The organism is Sphingomonas aerolata, from assembly GCF_003046295.1.
Classification (GTDB): Bacteria; Pseudomonadota; Alphaproteobacteria; order Sphingomonadales; family Sphingomonadaceae; genus Sphingomonas; species Sphingomonas aerolata.
The window spans coordinates 1382161-1400875 of record NZ_PZZN01000001.1; the positions used below are offsets into that span (position 1 = coordinate 1382161).

Sequence of the window (18715 nt, forward strand, 5' to 3'; positions counted from 1 at the left end):
GAATGACGACGATCTTTGCGGTGTCGAGCGGGCGCCCGCCCGCGGCGATCGCGGTGGTGCGGATATCGGGCCCCGAGGCGTTTGCGGCAGCGGTCGCGCTCGGCGGGCCGCTTCCCGCCGCGCGGCATGCCAGTTTGCGTGCTCTGCGTGATGCCAGCGGGACGATGCTCGATCGCGCATTGGTGATCGTCTTTCCAGGCCCGACCACCGCGACGGGCGAGGATCTGGTCGAGCTCCATTGTCATGGGGGGCGGGCGGTCATCGCTGCGGTCGAACGCACGCTTGCGGCGATGACCGGGTTACGACTAGCCGAACCGGGCGAATTTACCCGCCGCGCGCTTGGTAACGGACGGATCGACCTGACCCAGGCCGAAGGGCTTGCGGATCTGCTCGAGGCCGAAACCGAGGCGCAGCGTGTTGCCGCGATCACCGCGACCGAGGGGCGCGTGAGCCAGGCAGTGCGCGGCTGGATGGACGCGGTCGCGATGCTGTCCGCACGGATCGAGGCGATGCTCGACTTTGCCGACGAGGATGACGTGACCAGCGATGCGGCGGCCTTCGACGCGGTGTGCGCTGACATCGCAGCGCTGGCGGCTGAGATCGAGACGGTGGTGGCGAGCCCCCCGGTCGAGCGACTGAAAGACGGCCTTCGCGTCGTGATCGGCGGCCCGCCCAACAGCGGCAAGTCGACCTTGCTCAATCTGATGGGGGAGCGCGATGCCGCGATCGTATCGCCGATCTCGGGGACGACGCGTGACCGCATCGATGTCCCGGTCCTGCGGAACGGGGTCGCCTATGTCCTGACCGATACCGCGGGTCTGATCGATACGCTTGATCCGATCGAGGCGATCGGCGTCGCCCGGGCGGAGACGGCGATGGCGACGGCGGACCTGCTGCTGTGGCTTGCCGACACCGTTCCGCCACGCGAGGATGCGATCTGGGTTCACGCCCGAGCCGATCTGCCGGGGCGGGACGGGGGCGTCCCGCCCGGTCGGGTGATCGCCTTCTCGCAAAGCGATCAGGCTTCGCTCGATCGACTCTGGGCTGTCGTCCATGATCGCGCGGCCGCTCTGCTACCGCGTACTGACGATCTGGCGCTCAAGGCGGATCAGCGCCTTCGCTGCAAGCGGGCTGCGGCGACGCTTCGCGTCGCGGGCAACGACCCTTTGATCGTTGCGGAGCATCTTCGCGAAGCCCGCACCGGGCTTGCTGCGGTGCTGGGTCTAGACGCGACCGGAGAGATGCTCGACGCACTGTTCGGCCGGTTCTGCATCGGCAAGTGATGTTCCACGTGGAACAACTTTGACGCGATCGTTGCGTCGCTCTACGGCGATGGCATGTTCGATGTAGTGGTGGTTGGCGGTGGCCATGCCGGGACCGAGGCCGCAGCCGCGGCAGCGCGGAGGGGCGCGCGTACCGCGCTGGTGTCGTTCGACGCGCGGCAGATCGGCGCGATGTCGTGCAACCCGGCGATAGGCGGGCTGGGCAAGGGCCATATGGTCCGCGAGGTCGATGCCTTTGACGGGCTGATCGGACGCGCTGCCGATGCCGCGGCGATCCATCATAGGATGCTCAACCGAAGCAAGGGATCCGCGGTTCAGGGGCCGAGGATCCAGGCGGACCGCAGGCTCTATGCGGCGGCGATCCAGGCACAGCTGGCGGCGACGCCAAACTTGTCGATCATCGCCGGCGAGGTCAGCGCGCTGCATCTGGAGGGTGATCGCGTCGCGGGTGTCGTGCTCGCCGACGGCGCCGTCATCGCAGCGCGCGCGGTGGTCCTCGCGACCGGGACGTTCCTGGGCGGGCGGATCTTCCGTGGCGACGACCGCGAGGAAGGGGGCCGGATCGGCGAGCGTGCGGCGAAGCCACTGGCGGACCAGCTCCGCGCGCGCGCGCTGCCCATGGCGCGGCTGAAGACCGGAACCCCGCCACGGCTCGACGGACGGACGATCAATTGGGGGGCGCTTGCCGAGCAGCCCTCCGATCCCGAGCCGTGGACGATGTCGCCGATGACGACCGGCCGTATCCTGCCGCAGGTCGCCTGTGCGATTACGCGGACGACGGACGAGACGCATGCGATCATCCGCGCCGCGTTCCACCGATCGCCGCTGTTCACCGGCGCGATCGAAGCGGCGGGGCCGCGCTACTGTCCATCGATCGAGGACAAGGTTTCCCGCTTCGGTGACCGCGACGGCCATCAGCTGTTCCTCGAACCCGAGGGGCTCGACGACGCGACGATATATCCCAATGGTCTGTCGACGTCCTTGCCGGTCGAGGTCCAGGCAGCGATGCTCGCGAGCATTCCCGGGCTCGAGCGTGTCGTGATGACGATGCCGGGCTATGCCGTCGAATATGATTATATCGATCCGCGCGCGCTCGATACGCGATTGGCGCTTCCCGCGATCGACGGCGTGTTCTGCGCCGGCCAGCTCAATGGGACCACGGGCTATGAAGAGGCGGCGGGGCAGGGGCTGGTCGCCGGGCTCAACGCGGCGGCGCATGCCTGTGATCTGGCACCGGTGACCCTCGACCGCGCGTCGAGCTATCTCGGCGTGATGATCGACGACCTTGTCCTGCAGGGCGTTACCGAGCCGTACCGGATGCTGACCGCGCGGGCCGAATTCCGGCTGTCGCTCCGCGCGGACAATGCCGAGACACGGCTTGGCGGGATTGCAGAGGCGGCGGGATGCCTCGGCACCGCGCGGCTCGCCCATCAGCGCGCGCGGGGCGAAGACCGGGCCCGGTTCCGATCCGCACTGAACGGCGAACGGACCGCGACGGAGATCGCGGATCAAGGCGTGGTGGTCGGCCGCGATGGCGCGCGGCGGACGGCGTTCGACTGGTTGCGCTTCGAGGGCGTGAAGCTTGCGCATGTCGCGCCTGATGCGGCGACCGGGATCCCGGCGGCAGTGGTCGACGAGGTCGTCGAGGACGCGCGCTACGCCCCCTATATCGAACGACAGGCCCAGGAGGTCGCGCGGTTGCGGGCGGACGAGGCGATCCTGTTACCCCAGGATCTTGCTTATGATCGGGTCCCTGGTCTGTCGAACGAGATGATCGACCGATTGAGTGCGGCACGACCGCTGTCCTTGGCCGCTGCGGCACGCATCCGGGGCATCACGCCCGCGGCGCTGTCTGCGGTGCTTCTCCATACGAAACGAGTGCCGGCATGACCGAAGACGAAGCACGGACCTGGGTCCTCGAGCGGTTTGGCCCCGTCGCGACCGAGCGGGTTGTGGCGTTCGTCGCGATGGTCGTGGAGGAAGCCGCGCATCAGAATCTGATCGCACCTTCGACGATCCCGACAATCTGGGAGCGGCATGTCGTCGACTCGCTGCAGCTTGTCGCGCTCGCAGGTCCCGAGATGCATGCGATGCGCTGGCTCGACATCGGGACCGGTGGCGGATTTCCCGGCATGGTCGTTGCGCTGGTCCGCGAAGGGCCGGTCGATCTCGTCGAACCACGCCGGCGTCGCGCGGACTTTCTCGAGCTCTGCGTCGCCAGGCTGGGGCTTGGCGATCAGGTCCGTGTGTATCCGACCAAGGTCGAGTCCGTCACCGCAGCAGCGCGGATCATTTCGGCACGCGCCGTCGCCTCGCTCGAAAACCTTTTGCGTGGCGCGGCGCACTGCGCCACAACAGAGACGCGGTGGCTGTTGCCTCGGGGGCGTCTCGACGAGGCAGAGATCACCGCGCTTCAGAAGCCTTGGCACTTTATGTTCCACGTGGAACAAAGCGTCACGAACCCGGAGTCGTCTATCGTGGTTCTGGATCGAGTCCGCGCGCGATGATCACCATCGCGGTCGCCAATCAGAAGGGTGGGGTGGGCAAGACCACCAGTGCCATCAATCTCGCGACCGCATTGGCGGCGACGGGAATGCGGGTGCTGCTGGTCGATATCGACCCGCAGGGCAACGCCTCGACCGGCCTTGGCATCGGCCATGCGCAACGCGTCAAATCTAGCTATGACGTCCTCATCGGCGAGGCGACGATCGACCAGGCCGTGGTGCACAGCCGCGTGCCCCGGCTCGACGTGATCCCCGCGACGGTCGATCTGTCGGGGGCGGAGATCGAGCTCGTCGAATTCGATGCTCGGACGCATCGGCTCGATCGTGCGATGCAGGACTCGACCGGGCATTGGGATATCGCGCTGATCGATTGTCCGCCGTCGCTCGGGTTGCTGACGATCAATGCGATGGTCGCAGCGGACGCGCTGCTCGTGCCGCTCCAGTGCGAATTCTTCGCGCTCGAGGGCCTGTCGCAGTTGCTCAGCACGGTCGAACGTATCCGTCAGCGGTTCAACCCGGGCCTGTCGATCCTTGGCGTTGCGCTGACAATGTATGATCGCCGCAACCGGCTGACCGATCAGGTCTCGGCGGATGTCCGCGCGGTGCTGGGCAAGGTCGTGTTCGAAACGGTCATCCCGCGCAACGTACGGCTGTCGGAAGCGCCCAGTCACGGACTTCCGGCGCTGATCTACGACCATCGCTGCAGCGGATCGCAGGCGTATATTGCGCTCGCCCGCGAGATGATCGGCCGGCTTCCGGTATCGGCACGAGCAGCCGCGTGAGGGTATTGGCATGAGTGAAGGTACCAAGCGCGGCCGGCCGGGGCTCGGCCGCGGGCTGAACGCGCTGCTCGGCGAGATGGCCCGCGAGGCGCCGGTCAGCGCGAGCGGTGATGCGCCGATCAATAGCGGCGTGCGCATGCTGCCGGTCAGTTCGCTGTCGCCGCATCCGGACCAGCCCCGTCGACATTTCGACGAAGCGATGCTGAGCGAACTTGCCGCCTCGATCGCTGCACGCGGCTTGATCCAGCCGATCATCGTTCGGCCGCACGGCCATGATTATCAGATCGTCGCGGGCGAGCGCCGTTGGCGCGCGGCGCAACGGGCGCGACTCCACGAGGTCCCGGTGGTCGTCCGCGACTTCGACGATGCCGAGACGCTCGAAATTGCGCTGATCGAGAACATCCAGCGCGAGGATCTCAACGCGATCGAGGAGGCGCAGGCCTATCAGCGGCTGGCGGGCGAATATGGCCATACGCAGGAGGTGCTGGCCAAGATCGTCCATAAGTCGCGCAGCCATGTCGCCAACCTGTTGCGGCTGCTCGAACTGCCTGCGCAGGTTCAGTCGCAGGTGGTCGAAGGATCGCTGTCGATGGGGCATGCGCGCGCGCTGCTCGGTTCGCCCGATGTCGAGACACTCGCCGACCAGGTGATTGCCCGCGGCCTATCGGTGCGCGAGACCGAAAAGCTGGCACGTGATGCCAAGCCGGGCCGGACACGGACGGGCGGTGGCGCGGCGACTGCAGCGAACGAGGCGCGGATCCCCGATGCGGATATCGCAGCGCTCGAGCGGCAGCTGGCCGATCTGCTGGGTCTACAGGTGCGCGTTGCGCATAGTGAGACCGGCGGCACGCTGACGCTGAGTTATTCGACGCTCGATCAGCTCGACATGGTGTGCCAGCGGCTGACGGGCGGGGCGATCTGAACGTCTGGGGGGAAGCGTTGCGCGTACTCCCGTCCGGTACGTTCGCCTGACGGGGAGAATTCAGCGGGCTTAGTTTCTGCGTGCGATTGCCTGGGCAAGGGCGACGATGGCGGCATCCGCGACGACCCCGCCGGGATTGCCCGGGGCCATGATCGCGCGTTCGGCGGCGCGGACTCGGGCGATGGCCGTAGCAAGCATCACTGGCGACCAGCGGCGGAGCGACTTGGCGGTCTGTGCCTCGTCGCGGAAGAAGACGCGGTGGCGCTTCATCACCGTATCGACCGCTTCGCCGCGATCGATCTCGCCGCGCATCTCGGCAAGCGCGATCAGCCTGCGGACGAGCTGCCGCAGCCACGGGATCGGCGAGGTACCGGCTTCTTCCAGCCGCGCGAGTTCGGTCCCGAGATCGGCGACACGCCCCTCGATCGCCGCGTCGATCGCCTGACCCATCTCCGCCTCGCCGAGGTCCGCGCCGATCGCATCGAGCGCGGCGTGGTCGAGATCATGCGGTCGTTCGGCGCTTGCGTCGAGATACAGCGCGAGCTTGTCGATCTCGCGCGCGATGACCGCCCGGTCGCCACCGGTGGTCTCGACGAGGCGACGCGCGACGCCGGGGGCAGGGCGCAGGCCCTGTTCGCCCGCCATCGTGCTGGCGAGCCGCTCCGCATCGGCGGCGGTCGGCGCGTAGCAGGCGAACGCCATCGCACGCGGCGATTCGAGTGCGAGCTTGACGATCTTGGCACTCGTCTTGACGCTGGGCGCGATCGCGACGACCGGGTTGCCCGCGCGATCGGCGTTCAACAGCGTGGCGAACGCATCGAGGCTCTCCTCGCCCGCCGACGCGACGCGGACGTGACGCGCGGTGGCGAAGAGCGACATGGCGGCCGCCTCGTCGGCGAGCCGCGAAGGATCGGATCTGAGCTGTGCGCCGTCCAGATCGACGCGCTCCGCATCGGGCCCCATCGCCTTGGCGAGGGTGCGGGCGAGGTCGCTTGCGCCGGCCTCGTCAGGGCCGTGGAGAAGATAGAGACGGATATCGGGGCCGGGCCTGGCCAATGCCGCGCGGATCTGGTTGGCGCTGGCCTTCACGGGGCCGGCGTGGGGGCCGGCGGGGTCCGCTGCGCATAGAGCGCGATCCGCGCGACGATCTGATCCGCGACGATGCCCGACAGACGTTCGAGCGCGGTATTCTCGGCTGCGATCGTCGCATATTCGGACCGGACGACATCGATGCCCGCGTCCGATCCCGCCGTCGCGTCGAGCAGGACGGTACCGTCGCCGATCCGGACGAGCTGATAGCGCGCGCGCAGGATCCGGCGTTCGCGCGACACGCTGTCGTCGCGCCGCACGCCGAGGCCGTTGATCTGGTCCTCGAGCCGGATGTCGATCCGATACAGCGGCGCCCCGCCGTTCGACGGCAACCGGTCGCGAAGCGCGGTCGCCATCAGCCACCCGGACTTGCCCTCGATCGGCGTGATCTCGACCTGGCCGAGCGTGCCGGCAACCGCGCCGCTGCTGCCGCCCGAATAGAGAGGATGTAGCCCGCAACCCGCCAGGCTGGTCGAGAGCAGCAGGGCTCCGGCAAGAAGCGCGTACCGCGTCATGCGACGATGTTCACGAGGCGGTCGGGCACGACGATCACTTTCCGGGGCGGCTTGCCCTCGAGCAGGCGGACGATCTTGTCGGAGGCCAGCGCGGCCGCCTCGACTTCATCCTTCGGCGCGCCCTTGGGGAAGACGAGCGTATCACGCAGCTTGCCATTGACCTGCACCGCGATGGTCACCTCGTCATCGACCAGCAGCGCCGGATCGACCGCAGGCCACACAGCGTCGGCGATCAGGCCGTCGTTACCGGCGGTCGCCCAGGCTTCCTCGGCGACGTGCGGGACCATCGGGCTTACGAGCAGCAGCAAGGTGCGGATGGCCTGTTCGCGGTCGGCGGACGGCGATGCCTTCTCGATTGCGCTGCACAGGCTGTAGAGCCGCGCGACCGCCTTGTTGAACTGCAAGCCATTGATATCGCTCTCGATACCCACCGTGGTGCGATGGCACAGCTTGCGCAGGGCGATGTCGTCGCCCTCGGCCTTGGCGGCACCGTCGGCTTCGATCAGGCGCCAGAGACGCTGGACGAACCGCCACGCGCCTTCGATACCCGATTCACTCCAGGGAAGGTCGCGCTCGGGCGGCGAGTCGGAGAGCACGAACCAGCGCACCGCGTCGGCGCCATACTGGTCGACGATCGGCTCGGGATCGACGGTGTTCTTCTTCGACTTCGACATCTTCTCGACACGACCGACGGTGATCGCGTCACCCGTCGCGATCTCGATGCCGTCGCGCACGTCGTCGGGGCCGAGCCAGCGGCCGTCCGCGGACTTGTACGTCTCGTGCGTAACCATGCCCTGCGTGAACAGCCCGGCGAACGGCTCGGCGATGTCGAGCATGCCGATATGCTTCAGCGCGCGCGTCCAGAAGCGGGCGTAGAGCAGATGTAGGATCGCATGCTCGACGCCGCCAATATACTGGTTGACCGGCAGCCACTTCTCCGCGCCCGTCCGGTCGAACGGCTTGGCGTCCGGCTGGCTGGCGAAGCGGATGAAATACCACGATGAATCGACAAACGTGTCGAGCGTATCGGTTTCGCGTCGCGCATTCCCGCCACAGCTAGGGCAGGGGACATGCTTCCAGGTTGGATGGCGATCGAGTGGGTTGCCGGGGATGTCGAAGCTGACGTCCTCGGGCAGCACGATCGGCAACTGGTCCTTGGGCACCGGCACCGCGCCGCACGCGTCGCAGTGGATGATCGGGATCGGCGTGCCCCAGTAACGCTGGCGGCTGACGCCCCAGTCGCGCAGGCGGAACACGGTCGTGCCCTTGCCCCAGCCTTCGCCCTCGGCGCGCTCGATCACGGTCCGCTTGGCGTCCTCGATGTCCATCCCGTCGAGGAAGTGCGAGTTCACGAGATTGCCCGCACCCGTCCAGGCGGTGTCGCCGACGAACACGGGGGCCTCATCATCGCCTTCGGAGACGACGCGCTTGACGGGCAGATCGTATTTGCGCGCGAAATCCAGATCGCGCTGGTCGTGCGCGGGCACGCCGAACACAGCGCCGGTGCCATATTCCATCAGCACGAAGTTCGCGATGTAGACGGGGAGTTCCCACGTCTTGTCGAGCGGATGCGTCGCGCGGATCCCGGTGTCGAAGCCCAGCTTCTCCTGCGTGTCGAGTTCGGCCGCGGTGGTGCCGCCACGCTTGCACAGTTCGATGAACGCAGCCGCATCGGGGTTCGTCTCGGCGATCGCGCGCGCGATCGGATGATCCGCGGCGACTGCGACGAAGCTCGACCCGAACATCGTGTCGGGACGAGTCGTGAACACCTCGACCGAGTCGATGCCGGTCGCATTGCCCGCCAGCGCGAACTTGAACTGCAGGCCCTGGCTGCGGCCGATCCAGTTCTCCTGCATAAGCTTGACCTTGTCGGGCCAATGCTCGAGCGCGCCGAGGCCGTCGACCAGCTCGTCGGCGAAGTCGGTAATCTTCAGGAACCACTGCGACAGCTTGCGCCGCTCGACCAGCGCGCCCGAGCGCCAGCCGCGCCCGTCGATCACCTGCTCGTTGGCGAGCACGGTCATGTCGACCGGATCCCAGTTGACCGCCGATTCCTTGCGGTAGACCAAGCCTGCCGCGAACAGGTCGAGGAACAGCGCCTGCTCATGGCCGTAATAGTCAGGCTCGCACGTCGCCAGTTCGCGCGTCCAGTCGAGCGCGAAGCCCAGGCGCTTCAGCTGCGCCTTCATCGTCGCGATATTGGCGCGCGTCCAGTTGCCCGGATGCACGCCCTTTTCCATCGCCGCGTTCTCGGCGGGCATGCCGAACGCGTCCCAGCCCATCGGATGGAGCACTTCCATGCCCTTCATCCGACGGAAGCGCGCGAGCACGTCCCCCATCGTGTAGTTCCGGACATGCCCCATGTGGATGCGCCCCGACGGATAGGGAAACATCTCGAGCACGTACGAGCGCGGCTTGGTCGAAGAATCGTCGGCGGCGAACGTGTTGCGTTCGTCCCAGACCTTCTGCCACGCCGCGTCCGCCTTCAACGCATTGAAACGCGACGCCATGATGTCGTCCTCAGCCCGCGATCGAGGCGCGACGCAGGTCGCGAGCCTTGGTCAGGATGATATCCTCGAGCTTCTGCGTGGTCGCAGCCTGGACGGGCGCGGACACCCACTGGCCGTTGCGGTTGATCTCACGCAGTGCCGCGACGCGCACGGCATCGGCACGCAGGTCCTGGTCGAGGATCGATACCGTTACCTTCATCCGCTCGGCCGGGGTCTGCGGGTTGACGTACCAGTCGGTGACGATGACGCCGCCATTGGAGTCGGTCTGGAGCAGCGGCATGAAGCTCAGCGTGTCGAGCGTCGCGCGCCAGAGATAGCTGTTGACGCCGATCGTGGTGATCTTCGACGCGGCCAGATCGGCCTTGGGACGGGCGCTGCCGCCGCCGCACGCAACCAGCGGCAGAGCGGCGAGAACCACGAGGGCGGTACGCGGGCGGAACATCGGCATCATCCTGGCAATAGATCGTCGTCAGCCTCTACAGGGCGGGCCTGCTACCCGCAAGGATCGGGTGGGCGTCTGCAATTCGTCCGGCAACCACGGCGTTCGACCTGTTCTGTGTGTCTGATGCAACACCTTTGGATAATCATTAGGTGCGGATAGCTGACGGGGATCGATCTGTGTTAGCTGCCGTTCAGCGAAGGAATCGTAACAAGATTCGTCTATAAAAGATTCGCAGGGAGTTGTTGTTTTGGTCGCCAAGCGCGTGATGGTCGGGATGTTCGCCGGAGTGGCTGCTGCCGCTGCGGTCTTCGTCGCGCCCGCGTTCGGCGCCTCCGAACAGCAGGTCCGCATCGCCAAGCGCCCGGCGCTGTCGGTGCGCGGCACGGGCGGCTTCACCCCATCGGCGGCGGACCCCCGGCTTGCGGCGCTGTTCGCGCGCGGCGGCTTCGATGCCGGCAGCTTCCGCTTCACCCCGGCCGAAACGCGTCGCGACAATCGTGCCGTCACCGTCGCCGTCCGCGCGCAGACCAACCGTGGTATCGATACCACGCGTCTCGCGACCAGCACCGCGCCGACCGTCGGATTGGCGCCGATCGCGTATAATCTGGGCATGTCGGTCGGCTGGAAGCGGTTTGCGGTGTCGGGCGATCTGGCACGCGTGGATCTGGCCGGGATGCCGGGCAGCCGGAGCTCCGCCGATGTGGCGGTCAGCTATGCGGGCAAGCGGTTCACGGGCAGCGTCAAGGCTGCGGCGGATCGTCCGCTCGCCAATACGCCGCGTCTCGTCGAGGATGCGCCGAGCTATTCGGTCGATCTCGGCGGATCCTATTCGCTCACGCGGAACATCGATGTGACCGCCGGCGTCCGCTATCGATCGGATCGTGAGCGGTTCGTTCGGCTCGAGGACGATCGTCGCGACAGCCAGGCCGTCTATCTCGGGACCGCCTTCCGCTTCTGATCCGGGCGCAGCCTGACCGGCGATAAGCCGTGAACCGCCCCCATCACGTCCACGCATCGATCGCGGCCCAGCCGTGAAAGCCCAGCATCCTGAGTCGCCGCCACCGTGCGGCCGTCATGCCGCCTAGTGCGATGATCGGCAGTCCGAGTCCGCGTGCAACCCGCAGAGCAGCCGCGGGACCGATCGCTGGCGCCCCCGGATGCGACCGCGTCGGATAGATCGGCGACACGAACAGCGCGTCGGCACCGGCTCGCGCGCCGAGCATCGCCTCGCGCCGATCATGCGCGGGCCAAGTTCGCAGGCTCCCACCGCGGCCGGCGCCATGCACGCCATCGATCCCGGCAAATCCGGGTCGCGCGACCACCACCAGCCGTCGCGCCTGCGCGATGCGGCGGATGCGCAGCGCCAGCGCCCGACGCTGCGCCGGGGGCGTCTGGTAATGGCGGATCACGACCCCCGATCCAGGCGGAATACGCTGCAACGCACGCCATAGCGCATCGCCCATCCGCTCGTCGGTCATCAGCCAGAGGCGCGGGACGGGGTTTCGGTGCGGCATCTTGCTGCCTATAGCGCCCCGCATGACAGACACGAACGGCATGACCGACGAAACCGACCGCGCGCAGCGCCTGGCCGAGATCCGCGCGCGGATCGCCAAGGCCGCCGAGATCGCCGGTCGCAAGCCCGAGGACATCGCCTTGATCGCGGTGTCGAAGACGCATCCGGCGGCGGCGATCGAACCCCTGCTCGAACAGGGTCAGCGGATATTCGGCGAGAATCGCGTCCAAGAAGCGGCGGACAAATGGCCATCGCTCAAGGCGCGATACCCCGACGTCGTCCTGCACCTGATCGGGCAGTTGCAGTCGAACAAGGCGGCGGATGCCGTCGCGTTGTTCGACTGCATCCATGTCGTCGATCGTCCGTCGCTGGTCACGGCGCTCGGCAAGGCGATGCGCGAGAGCGGGCGGCGCCCCGACTGCTATCTCCAGGTGAATATCGGTGATGAGCCGCAAAAGGGCGGCTGTGCGATCGCCGACTTGCCCGCGCTGCTCGACGCGGCCCGCGCGGCCGACCTCCCGGTTGCGGGGCTGATGTGCCTGCCTCCCGCCGACGTCGAGCCTGCGCCCTATTTCGCGCTGATGGCAAAGCTTGCGCGCGATTGCGGGCTGTCGGGGCTGAGCATGGGCATGTCCGATGATTTCGAGACCGCGGTGACGATCGGCGCGACGCATGTCCGGATCGGCAGCGCGCTGTTCGGCGCGCGGGGGCATCGCGCATGACCGGCGCCGTCCGGTTCGACGCGCTGCTGTTCGATTTCGATGGCGTGCTGATCGACAGCGAGGCGCTCGGCAACCGTCATATCGCCGAATGGCTGACCGCGGCGGGGCATCCGATCACCGCCGAGGAGTCGATGGCGAACTTCATGGGGCTTGCCGGGCCGCAATTCGTCGACGCGATCGAGCGCTGGATCGATCGGCCGCTGCCCGAGGCGTTCTACGCGGCGCGCAAGGCGGAGGATGACCGCATGATGGCCGCGGGTATCGAAGCGATCGCAGGTGCGGTCGCCTTCGTCCGCGCCTTGCCGGCCGATCTGCCCAAGGCGATCGTCTCGTCGAGCCCGACCCGCTGGATCGCGCGGCACCTCGACCATATCGGCCTGCGCGACGCGTTCGGCGATCATCTCTACAGCGGCCGCGAGCATGTCACGAACGGCAAGCCTGCGCCTGATCTCTATCTCTACGGTGCCGAACGGCTCGGCGTCGACATCGGCCGGACCGCGATCCTCGAGGATTCGCCGGTCGGCGCGACCGGCGCGGTGGCCTCGGGCGGCTATGTCATCGGACTGTCGGCTGGGTCGCATTGCGGGCCGGACCACGGCGCGCGGCTGAACGCGATCGGCGTCGATGCGCTGGCCGACGATTTCGACGCGGTGGCACGCGTCCTGCGAGAGGGGGCCTAGGCCCGCCGCCTGCGCAGGATCGCGCCGACGCCCGCGACCAGGTCATAGGGGATCGCCGCAGCCTCGCGTGCGCGCATCTTGATCTGGTAGCGGCGGCTGCCGCCATGCGGGACGTGAATCGCGCTGGCGGGCATGCCCAGCATCGCAAACAACATGCGGATGCGGGGCTGGTGATAGCCGTCGGTGCAGATCATGCACTGGGCATAATGCCCCGCGCGGGCGAACCGGGTCGCTGCGATCACGCTCTGCAGCGTATCGAGACTGGCTTCGTCGAGATGGATCCGCGACCGATCGACCGTTTCCGCCAGCCGGTCGGCCATCACCGACGCCTCCGACGGACCATGACGGCCGATCGCGCCCGAACAGAACAGGTCCGCCTCGGTATAGCGTGCCGCCGCCGCTGCCGCGAACGCGATCCGTCGCTCGAGCGTCGGGCTCGGGCTGCCGTCCGCACGCACCGCGGCGCCGAACACGACGATCAGCCGCCGCGAGGGAGGGATATCGATCAAAGCTGATGTCCGGTGCGGTCGCGCTTGGTCGCGAGATAGCGGGCATTGTGCGGATTGGCGGGCAGCGCATGGGGGACGCGCTCCACGACCGTCACACCGGTCGCCTCCAGCCCGGCGACCTTGGCCGGATTGTTGGTGAGCAACCGGACCCGGTTCTGGCCGAGCAGGCTCAGCATCCGCGCGGCAACGCCGAAATCGCGTGCATCGATCGCGAAGCCCAGCCGGGTATTGGCGTCGACCGTGTCGAACCCCTGATCCTGCAGCGCATAGGCGCGCAGCTTGTTGACCAGGCCGATGCCGCGCCCCTCCTGACGCAGATAGAGCAATATGCCCCAGCCGCTGTGCTGGATCGCGTGAATCGCGGCATGGAGCTGCGGCCCGCAGTCGCATTTGAGGCTGCCGAGCACGTCACCGGTCAGGCATTCACTGTGCAGCCGGACGAGCGGGGCATCGCCGTTCGGCTGCCCGATCAGGAGGGCGATGTGTTCGTCGGCGCTTTCCGGCGAACGGAAGGCGACGATCTCGGCATCCTCCGCGCCCTCGACCGGCAGCCGCGCCCGCGTCGCGATGACCAGCCGGGTCGCATCCTCATGCGCGTCGATATCGGCGGCGGTCGCGGTCGCCTCGGGCGCCCCGCTCCCGAGGAAAAAGGCGGGCAACAGCCCGGCGATCCGTGCGAGCCGCAACGCCGCTGCCGCGGCGTCGGGATGCGGGACGGGCAGGGTGCGGAACGGACCCTTGAGCGGCGTCGCGAGGTCGAACTGCGGATCGGCAAGCGCGGTCGCGGCGGGAAAGTCGATCCAGGGTGCGCGATCGACCAGGACGGGGGCAGTCGGGTCGGCCGCCTCGAGCTGATTGGCGAGCTTCAGCGTCACCGCCCGTCCCGACGAGATCAGCACCCCGCCGGTCGCCGGCGGATCGAATGCCGCGAGCCGGTCCGCGTCCGCCGTCTCGACCGCGAGCAACGTCAGTCCGTCGATCGCGATCGGCCAGCCGCGGCGCAGGGCATCGACCGCGCGGGCCGCGGCGCGCGGATTGGGGCGATCGCTCAAAAGGCGAACTCGGTCAGGATCGGGATATGGTCGGAGGGCTTGAGCCAGCTGCGGCACGGCTCGAAGACGTGATGCGCGATGGCGGCGTTCGCGGCCGCGCCCGTCGCCCACATGTGATCGAGCCGCCGCCCGCGATCGGACGTCGCCCAGTCCTTCGCGCGGTAGCTCCACCAGGTGAACAGCCGCGCAGGGGCGGGATGGAAGCGGCGGCCGAGATCGACCCAGTTTCCCGCCGCCTGGAGCCGGGCGAGCGCCTCGACCTCGACGGGCGTATGGCTGACGACATCGAGCAGCTGCTTGTGGCTCCAGACGTCCGCCTCGAGCGGCGCGATGTTGAAATCGCCGACCAGGATCGTCGGTCCGCTGAGCGTTTCCGACCAGCGCGTCATCCGCTCCAGAAAATCGAGCTTCTGGCCGAATTTCGGATTGGCGTCGCGGTCGGGGACGTCGCCGCCAGCGGGAATGTACACATTCTCCAGCCGCACGCCGTTTTCCAGGCGCACGCCGACGTGGCGGGCTTCGCTGTTCGCCTGCCAGTCGAACCGGTCGTCGGCGACGATCGGCACCTTGCTCAGGATCGCGACGCCGTGATGCATGCGCTGGCCGTGGAGCACGATATGCTCATAGCCGAGCGCGCGGAACGTTTCGAAGGGGAAGTCGTCGTCGACGACCTTGGTTTCCTGGAGGCACAGGATGTCGGGCGCGGCTTCCTTCAGAAACTGCTCGACGATGGCGATCCGGAAGCGGACCGAGTTGATGTTCCAGGAGACGATTTTCACGCGTGCGATGTAGCGCCGCGTGGGGGTGGCGACAAGGATCGCGCGGCGGCGTTCCGATCAACGAAAAGACCCCCGCTCCGGGGGCGTGGAGCGAGGGCCGACTCAGCGTTCGTCACGCAGGCAGACAATGGGGACACCATCCGGGCAACAGGGGGAAAAATCCCGAATGCCCCACATCCGCGACTCAGCCCCTAGCGCCAGGAACCTGTCGCCGGGATGAATGAAACGACAATGCCGTTCATTTTCAGGGGGTGGCCAGGCTCACCGCGTCCGGCGCGGGTCGTTCCACCGGAAGGTGTTGTCGCTGACCGGTCCGCCGAATTTCTGCTTGGACAGGCGGATGGTGGTCCGGTTGTTCTGGCTGTCGAGCGCGACCCAGCCCTGCAGCATCAGCCCGCCGGGGGCGGCGGCATCGCGTGCGAAGACCAAGGTGATGCGGCCATATTCGGGATGCTTGGGGTCGTTCGCCTCGACCGAGACGACGCGGTTGTCATAGCCGGGGACCAGCTTGGCATAGCGCGTGATGTCGCGGCTCGGGTCGAGCAGCACGCCGAGCGGCGAGTTCTTGATCGGCCAGCGCTGCACCTGCTTTACCGAATAGTCGATGAAGGTCAGCGCGCCGCCCTCGGCCACGATCAGGATCGGCACGCCCTTCTCATACTGAAACCGCAGCTTGCCCGGCTTCTTGAGCGTCAGCACGCCGGTCAGCACCTTGCCGTTGCGATCCGCCTGCGAAAAGTCCGCGGTCATCGTCGTGACCGATTGCAGGTGCTTCTGGACGGCAGCGAGATCACCGGTCGCCTGTGCGGCGATCGGCGACGGCACGGCGGCGACCGAGAGGGCGGCGATCGTCGCGATCACCGCGGGGCGGGTGTTGAACATCGAAATCTCCTTGGACGCCGGGCAATGCCGGGCCCGGCTTGAACGGGTTGTGAACTGGGATGCGTGAGGATTGGGCCATCACCGCCAGAGCCTGCGTCATCCTGGGCTCGACCCAGGATCCAGAGCCGCATAGGCCGGGTCTTGTGGCTCTGGATCCCAGCCTTCGCTGGGATGACGGGCAGGGTGTGCTGGACGCCCCCCCCTCAAGCCCTCAGATCGCATGCCCTTCTGTATCGCGCAGGACCTCGCGGCGTCCGACATGATCGGGCCGACCGACGATGCCGTCCTTTTCCATCCGCTCGATCAACCGTGCGGCCGAGTTGTAGCCGATCCGCAACTGCCGCTGCAGCCACGAGGTCGAGGCCTTTTGCGATTCGCAGACCAGCTGGATGGCGTTGCGATATTGCTGGTCCTCCGCCGAATCCTCGCCGGTCGGCGAGCCTTCGAGCGTGAAGCCGTCCTCGGGCTCCTCGGTGACCGACGAGATGTAGTCGGGCAGGCCCTGCGACCGCCAGTGATCCGCCACCAGCCGGACCTCGTCATCGCTGACGAACGGGCCGTGGACGCGGACGATGCCCTTGCCGCCGGGCATGTAGAGCATGTCGCCCTTGCCGAGCAGCTGTTCGGCACCCTGTTCGCCGAGGATGGTGCGAGAATCGATCTTCGACGTGACGTGGAAGCTGATGCGCGTCGGCAAATTCGCCTTGATGACGCCGGTGATGACGTCGACCGACGGCCGTTGCGTCGCCATGATCAGGTGGATGCCCGCCGCGCGTGCCTTCTGCGCGAGCCGCTGGATGAGGAATTCAACCTCCTTGCCCGCAGTCATCATCAGATCGGCAAGCTCGTCGACGATCACCACGATCTGCGGCAGCACGTCATATTCGAGCTTCTCCTCCTCGTACATCGGCGCGCCGGTGTCGGGATGATAGCCGGTCTGCACCTTCCGACCCAGCGGTTGCCCCTTGGCCTTGGCACCACGCACCTTGTCGTTGAAGCCGGCGAGGCTGCGCACGCCGACGGAGGACATCTGGCGATAGCGATCCTCCATCGTCTCGACCGCCCATTTCAGCGCGCGCACCGCCTTGGCGGGATCGGTCACGACCGGCGACAGCAGATGCGGGATGTCGTCATACATGCTCAGTTCGAGCATCTTCGGATCGATCATGATCATCCGGCACTGGTTCGGCGTCAGCTTGTACAGCAGCGACAGGATCATGCTGTTGAGCCCGACCGACTTGCCCGACCCCGTCGTACCCGCGACCAGCAGATGCGGCATCGGCGCGAGGTCGGCGATCACCGAATCGCCCGCGATGTTCTTGCCCAGAATGATCGGCAGCTGCGCGGCCTGATCCTCGAACGTCTGGCTGCCGACGAGCTCGTGGAGGGACACCGCCTCGCGCCGCGCATTGGGCAGTTCGATGCCGATCACATTGCGTCCCGGGATCACTGCGACGCGTGCGGAGATCGCCGACATGTTGCGCGCGATGTCGTCGGCCAGCGCGATCACGCGGCTCGCCTTGATGCCGGGCGCGGGCTCGAGCTCGTACATCGTCACGACCGGGCCCGGCCGCACCTCGATGATCGATCCCTTGACGTGGAAATCGTCGAGCACGTTCTCCAGCAGCCGCGCGTTGCGTTCGAGCCCGGCCTTGTCGACGACATTGCCCTGGCTCGGCGGCGACGGCGTCAGCAGGTCGACGCTCGGCAGCGTGTAGTTGTCGCGCAGGTCGAGCTGGCGTTCCTTGGGTTTCGCCTGCGACGGCGCGTTCTGGCGGTCGGCGATGACGGGCGCGGGGCGTGGATCGGGTTCGGCGATCGCGCGCGGCTCGACGGGCTTGCGCGTCAGCGTCAGCGGCTCGTCCTCGTCGTCAGGCCCACCGACATAGCCGTCGGCCCCGTCATCATAGCCGAGCGCCGGGATCCGGTTGCGCCGGAAGCGCCACTTGCGCTCGCCCAAATCGATCTCGATGCTCTTGCCCCAGACGATCGCCCCCGCGATCGCGGCGACCAGTCCGACGGCGCGCGCCGACCAGAGTTCGGCGACCGGCTGGCCCAGGAATCCAAGACCCCAATGCACCGCATTGGCGACCGACAGGCCGATGATGCCACCCCAGCCTGCAGGAAGTGCGAGCACCGAAGCGTCGGATACGAAGGCGAGCGCGCTGGCCATCAGCGCGACGCCGAGCGCCGCGCCGCGCAGCATCCGTGCCCAGCGTCCGACCGGCAGGTCGCGCCACAGCCGCATCGCAAGGATCGGCCCGACCGGCAGCAGCAGCGCGACGGCGGGCCCGAACAGCGACAGCGCGATATCGGCGAACCACGCGCCCGGCGGCCCGATCAGGTTGGCGGGATAGCCGCCCGACGCGGTGTTCAGCGCCGGATCGCTGGCATGATAGCTGGCCAACGCCAGCGCCATCAGCAACGTCGCGACGAACAGCGCGATCGCGGCGATCAGCGCGCCGCTGCGCACCGCCCCCGCCTTTACCGTCTCACGCCATAAGGCTGGCTGCGCGCGGCTGGCCATGACC

Annotated in this window: 18 protein-coding genes; 8 read left to right on the plus strand and 10 right to left on the minus strand. The window is 67.5% G+C overall.

The window, feature by feature from the left end; genetic code table 11:
• The first annotated feature begins 2 nt into the window (after nt 1-2).
• From mnmE to C8J24_RS06515, 5 genes are read left to right on the plus strand one after another with little or no spacing between them, the layout of a single operon-like run.
• Nucleotides 3-1283 (plus strand): tRNA uridine-5-carboxymethylaminomethyl(34) synthesis GTPase MnmE, encoded by a 1281-nt coding sequence (gene mnmE / locus C8J24_RS06495; RefSeq protein ID WP_107931074.1) that lies wholly within the window; start codon nt 3-5, stop codon nt 1281-1283.
• A gap of 54 nt (nt 1284-1337) precedes the next feature.
• Complete coding sequence (gene mnmG / locus C8J24_RS06500) at nt 1338-3173, plus strand: tRNA uridine-5-carboxymethylaminomethyl(34) synthesis enzyme MnmG (protein ID WP_107931077.1); 1836 nt, start codon at nt 1338-1340, stop codon at nt 3171-3173.
• The gene (locus C8J24_RS06505) at nt 3170-3790 is read left to right on the plus strand and encodes a 16S rRNA (guanine(527)-N(7))-methyltransferase RsmG (RefSeq protein WP_107931079.1); all 621 of its coding nucleotides are present in this window, start codon (nt 3170-3172) and stop codon (nt 3788-3790) included. The genes mnmG and C8J24_RS06505 overlap by 4 nt, the downstream gene beginning before the upstream one ends.
• Nucleotides 3787-4569: a ParA family protein gene (locus C8J24_RS06510; RefSeq protein WP_031396158.1), complete on the plus strand. Its 783-nt coding sequence runs from the start codon at nt 3787-3789 to the stop codon at nt 4567-4569. The genes C8J24_RS06505 and C8J24_RS06510 overlap by 4 nt, the downstream gene beginning before the upstream one ends.
• A gap of 10 nt (nt 4570-4579) precedes the next feature.
• Nucleotides 4580-5491, plus strand: a complete 912-nt coding sequence (locus tag C8J24_RS06515) for a ParB/RepB/Spo0J family partition protein (protein WP_107931081.1) — start codon at nt 4580-4582, stop codon at nt 5489-5491.
• A gap of 69 nt (nt 5492-5560) precedes the next feature.
• Here the strand turns inward: C8J24_RS06515 and holA are convergent, their stop codons facing one another.
• Genes holA through C8J24_RS06535 form a run of 4 tightly spaced genes read right to left on the minus strand, consistent with a single transcriptional unit; the run spans nt 5561 to nt 10047 of the window.
• Entirely contained in the window at nt 5561-6580 is a 1020-nt protein-coding gene (gene holA / locus C8J24_RS06520; protein WP_107931083.1) for a DNA polymerase III subunit delta, read from the minus strand.
• On the minus strand, nt 6577-7095 hold the full coding sequence (lptE, locus tag C8J24_RS06525; protein WP_107931085.1) for an LPS assembly lipoprotein LptE: 519 nt from the start codon (nt 7093-7095) through the stop codon (nt 6577-6579). Before lptE ends, holA begins: the two co-directional genes overlap by 4 nt.
• Nucleotides 7092-9605, minus strand: a complete 2514-nt coding sequence (gene leuS, locus C8J24_RS06530) for a leucine--tRNA ligase (protein WP_107931088.1) — start codon at nt 9603-9605, stop codon at nt 7092-7094. The genes lptE and leuS overlap by 4 nt, the downstream gene beginning before the upstream one ends.
• 10 nt (nt 9606-9615) lie before the next feature.
• Entirely contained in the window at nt 9616-10047 is a 432-nt protein-coding gene (locus C8J24_RS06535; RefSeq protein WP_031396163.1) for a DUF3576 domain-containing protein, read from the minus strand.
• 247 nt (nt 10048-10294) lie between these two features.
• Between C8J24_RS06535 and C8J24_RS06540 the strand changes: the two genes are divergently transcribed.
• Nucleotides 10295-11005 carry a hypothetical protein gene (locus C8J24_RS06540; RefSeq protein WP_234387526.1) on the plus strand — a complete coding sequence of 237 codons (711 nt, stop codon included), beginning with the start codon at nt 10295-10297 and terminating at the stop codon, nt 11003-11005.
• Nucleotides 11006-11048: 43 nt separating this feature from the next.
• On the opposite strand, the gene C8J24_RS06545 is transcribed toward C8J24_RS06540, so the two are convergent.
• Nucleotides 11049-11561 (minus strand): thiamine phosphate synthase, encoded by a 513-nt coding sequence (locus C8J24_RS06545; protein WP_107045435.1) that lies wholly within the window; start codon nt 11559-11561, stop codon nt 11049-11051.
• Between the two features lie 22 nt (nt 11562-11583).
• Between C8J24_RS06545 and C8J24_RS06550 the strand changes: the two genes are divergently transcribed.
• Nucleotides 11584-12282 (plus strand): YggS family pyridoxal phosphate-dependent enzyme, encoded by a 699-nt coding sequence (locus C8J24_RS06550; RefSeq protein WP_244180462.1) that lies wholly within the window; start codon nt 11584-11586, stop codon nt 12280-12282.
• The gene (locus C8J24_RS06555; RefSeq protein ID WP_107931089.1) at nt 12279-12962 is read left to right on the plus strand and encodes an HAD family hydrolase; all 684 of its coding nucleotides are present in this window, start codon (nt 12279-12281) and stop codon (nt 12960-12962) included. Before C8J24_RS06550 ends, C8J24_RS06555 begins: the two co-directional genes overlap by 4 nt.
• Here the strand turns inward: C8J24_RS06555 and C8J24_RS06560 are convergent.
• From C8J24_RS06560 to C8J24_RS06580, 5 genes are all read right to left on the minus strand, one after another.
• Nucleotides 12959-13471: a YdcF family protein gene (locus tag C8J24_RS06560; protein ID WP_107931092.1), complete on the minus strand. Its 513-nt coding sequence runs from the start codon at nt 13469-13471 to the stop codon at nt 12959-12961. The two genes, C8J24_RS06555 and C8J24_RS06560, sit on opposite strands and share 4 nt — an antisense overlap.
• Nucleotides 13468-14523 (minus strand): GTP cyclohydrolase II, encoded by a 1056-nt coding sequence (gene ribA / locus C8J24_RS06565; RefSeq protein WP_107931094.1) that lies wholly within the window; start codon nt 14521-14523, stop codon nt 13468-13470. The genes C8J24_RS06560 and ribA overlap by 4 nt, the downstream gene beginning before the upstream one ends.
• Entirely contained in the window at nt 14520-15302 is a 783-nt protein-coding gene (locus tag C8J24_RS06570; RefSeq protein ID WP_107931097.1) for an exodeoxyribonuclease III, read from the minus strand. The genes ribA and C8J24_RS06570 overlap by 4 nt, the downstream gene beginning before the upstream one ends.
• Before the next feature lie 261 nt (nt 15303-15563).
• On the minus strand, nt 15564-16184 hold the full coding sequence (locus tag C8J24_RS06575) for a LolA family protein (protein WP_031395416.1): 621 nt from the start codon (nt 16182-16184) through the stop codon (nt 15564-15566).
• A 211-nt stretch (nt 16185-16395) separates the two neighbouring features.
• Nucleotides 16396-18711 carry a DNA translocase FtsK gene (locus C8J24_RS06580; protein ID WP_056406624.1) on the minus strand — a complete coding sequence of 772 codons (2316 nt, stop codon included), beginning with the start codon at nt 18709-18711 and terminating at the stop codon, nt 16396-16398.
• Between the last annotated feature and the right edge of the window lie 4 nt (nt 18712-18715).